The sequence below is a fragment of the Bradyrhizobium sp. 159 genome (genome assembly GCF_023073795.1).
GTDB lineage: Bacteria > Pseudomonadota > Alphaproteobacteria > Rhizobiales > Xanthobacteraceae > Bradyrhizobium.
This window is the reverse complement of the sequence record NZ_JADPKE010000025.1, coordinates 1-2,785: the sequence shown is the minus strand read 5'-3', so window position 1 is coordinate 2,785 and position 2,785 is coordinate 1. Positions and strand designations below refer to the sequence as shown.

2 protein-coding genes are annotated in these 2,785 nt (G+C 61.1%); both read right to left on the bottom strand.

Annotated features, from left to right (window positions below):
* Nucleotides 1–1,026: alpha/beta fold hydrolase (locus IVA96_RS04880; RefSeq protein WP_247415655.1), on the bottom strand; the 1,026-nt coding region annotated here is incomplete at its 3' end.
* Between the two features lie 16 nt (nucleotides 1,027–1,042).
* Entirely contained in the window at nucleotides 1,043–2,431 is a 1,389-nt protein-coding gene (locus tag IVA96_RS04875) for a DUF4403 family protein (protein ID WP_247415653.1), read from the bottom strand.
* Nucleotides 2,432–2,785: the final 354 nt, after the last annotated feature.

Sequence of the window (2,785 nt, the reverse complement as noted above, 5' to 3'; positions counted from 1 at the left end):
CTGGATGACCTGGTCGTTGGCCCCCTGCGCAAGAAAGATGGGGATCTCAGGGGAGAGCACCCTGGTGCTGTTCTGTTCGAGAAGCGATCGCCAAGGTTCTGCCTTGCTCGGATCTTGCACGGTCAGGAAATATTGCTCGAGTGGCCGCCCTGTCCTCTGCCTTACGATCAGGTCGAAAGGGCCTTCGATGCATTCTTGCGCCAGCCTGTCGATTGCAGGCATGGCGCGCGGATCGACGACGTTGTCTATGGCGGCTCCGTAGACTCGGTGCCACGACCAAAGCGTCATCGCTGTGATGTTCTTGCCGCCGATCGTGTTGATGTCGTCGCTCATCAGCTTCACGAGGTCCGTTGCCGGGGCCGCTGCAGCGACACCGAGAAGCTTCAGCTCAGGAGCGTAGGCGTTTGCGATCATCCCGGCGAAGAGCGCGGCCTGCCCGCCTTGTGAATGCCCCCAAACCGTGAAGTCCTTGCCATCGCCTGCGCGGGGAACGGAGCGTGCCGCGCGCACAATATCAATCACGGCTCGACCCTCGCTCTCACCGACCAGGTAAGGATGCGGGCCCGGCGTACCGAGCCCTGGATAATCGGTCGCCGCAACGACGAAGCCACGGGAGATCATCGAGCGAAGTCCCTGGATCTGCTGGAACAGAAAAATGGCGAGCGATGGGGCGCAACGCGGGACGATACCCGAAGTCGGATGTGCCCAAGCAACGATCGGACGTCCGCCGAGCGCGGGCGTGCCTTGCGGAACGATGACGACGCCGGACACAAAGACCGGCCGACCGTTCAGCCCCGTCGAGCGATAGAGCACGCGATAAGTGGAGGCGCCGAGCGGAGCACCGTCCATCGGCTCCTGCCGCACTAAGGTGCCCGGGGCGCCGTTGAGCAACGATTCCGGCGCATCATAAAATGTCGTCTGGCCCGACGCTATTCCCGGAAGGCCAAGCACAGCCGTGGCGATGAGCGCGGTCGACATCCACCTGCGCGGCCAGCCACCAAAGAGATTGCTGGTGAAGTATCGCATGGTCGAGCTCACGTGCTTACAGTCCGTAAACTATCTTCAGACCGCCGCTGGCATGAAGGGCAATCAGGATGCCTTCGCGCAGCAAGTGCACTTTTCCAAGCCTTGCGGAGTCAAGGTGGCCCTCCATGCGAAAGCCGTCCTTCAGCGGGCGCGTCAAGCGTTCGTTCGCAGCCATGAGCAGGTTTTGGTAGGAAATGCCGTAGTCGAGATTAGAGCCATTCTTCAATTGCGCCGCGAGCTGTTGCACGGCAGATCCAATCTGGCTGTCCTCTGACGAGGTCGTCAGGCCAATTTCGGAAAGGCCAAAGGTCCTATTGTCGGCATCGACGTTTGGCTGGGCCGAAAGATAGATCCATTGACCCGCGTTGGGATCGGCGTCGGAGCTCTTTGCTATGCGAAGGCCGACCACGAGTTTGCCCGAGGACGGGTAGATCTGAACCTCGCGCACGGACGTGTTCTGCGCCGGAACGGCTGCAATTGCCTGGCTTACCTTTTCCTTGACCGCCTCGTAGTTGATGCGCACGGGAAGAATGACATCGAAGGTGCCCGGCTCAGCCACCGCGGCGCCGAGCGGCGGGAGAGCCGTTGCCGTGACAGCTGGCGGCTGCTGCCCGATTAGAGTTTCGGCGGAGCCGGTAAGTTCAAGCGATCCCCACAATACCTTGCCATCGGCGCGGACACCCGCGAACGCCGCGGTCTGCGGGATCAGCTGCAGCCAGATCGGCGGATCCTTCGAGATTTTAATGGGGTCAAACGCGTGACGCCATGCCGTCTCGGCCTTGCCGTGCAGGTCGAGTGCCCGCGCCGCGGCCAGCGCGCGCGACCGGATGCGGCCCAGCTGGGTTCGAATATTGGGCTCGACATAGGGGGCAAGGTCAAACTCGCGACCGAGCACGTGAAGGTAGGGATGCTCACTCCAGTGGAACGAGTCGCTGATGTTGAGCTGGAGCGATCCATCCCTGCGCAGCTCGGGGCGCGCTTCAACCTCGATCGTCGCGCGTGCCTCGGTCTCGCTCCGGATGCGCGCCGTGAACCGATTAGCTCCCTGACCTTCGGCAGCACCATGTATGGAGACCGCGCCGAAGACGCGATCGCCCCGGCCATACAGCGAGACCGGGCTAGTCCGGTCGACAAATCCCCATACGTCGCAGTTGGCGTTGACCCGGAAGATGAAAACATGACGATGAACGCAGTTGATGCGTTCGTCGATGGTGGCAAGCCGCTTTGGAATGTCCCGCTCGATCGCTGCAGCGAGAGCCGGCAGCCCGAGCTCGACCGTCGCAGAGATGCGTGAAGTCGTTACGAGTGGCGTTTCAGCGTCCGGGCTATATGCCGGCTTCTCAGCGGCGAACGCGATCGACGGGAGCACTAAGACAAGGAGTGCACCTAGGCCGACGATATCCATGTGTGATCTGCTAGCTATCGAAAAGCATTCCGGCCCATATGACCATGATGGAAACATCATTCTAGTGCTCCAGCTTCAAGGAAAACCAGAACCACAGCAGCATTCGGTGGGCGGGCGAGTGCTAACGGTCCTGTCCGCCAGGGGGGAACGACGCATGCTGCTTCGGACCCGGCAGACACCGGCAATCAGCCATTATCCGTTCCGTCAGGTGTTAGGCCGATCCCCACGCGCTTGAGAACATCAGAGGCAACTTCAAGATGAGCCCCTTACATCGCGCAAGTCAAATGACGAATGAGGCAAATGCTGCGACCTTGGTGGGGTGCTTGTCGGCGATGAATTTCGCGGTTGTCCCAG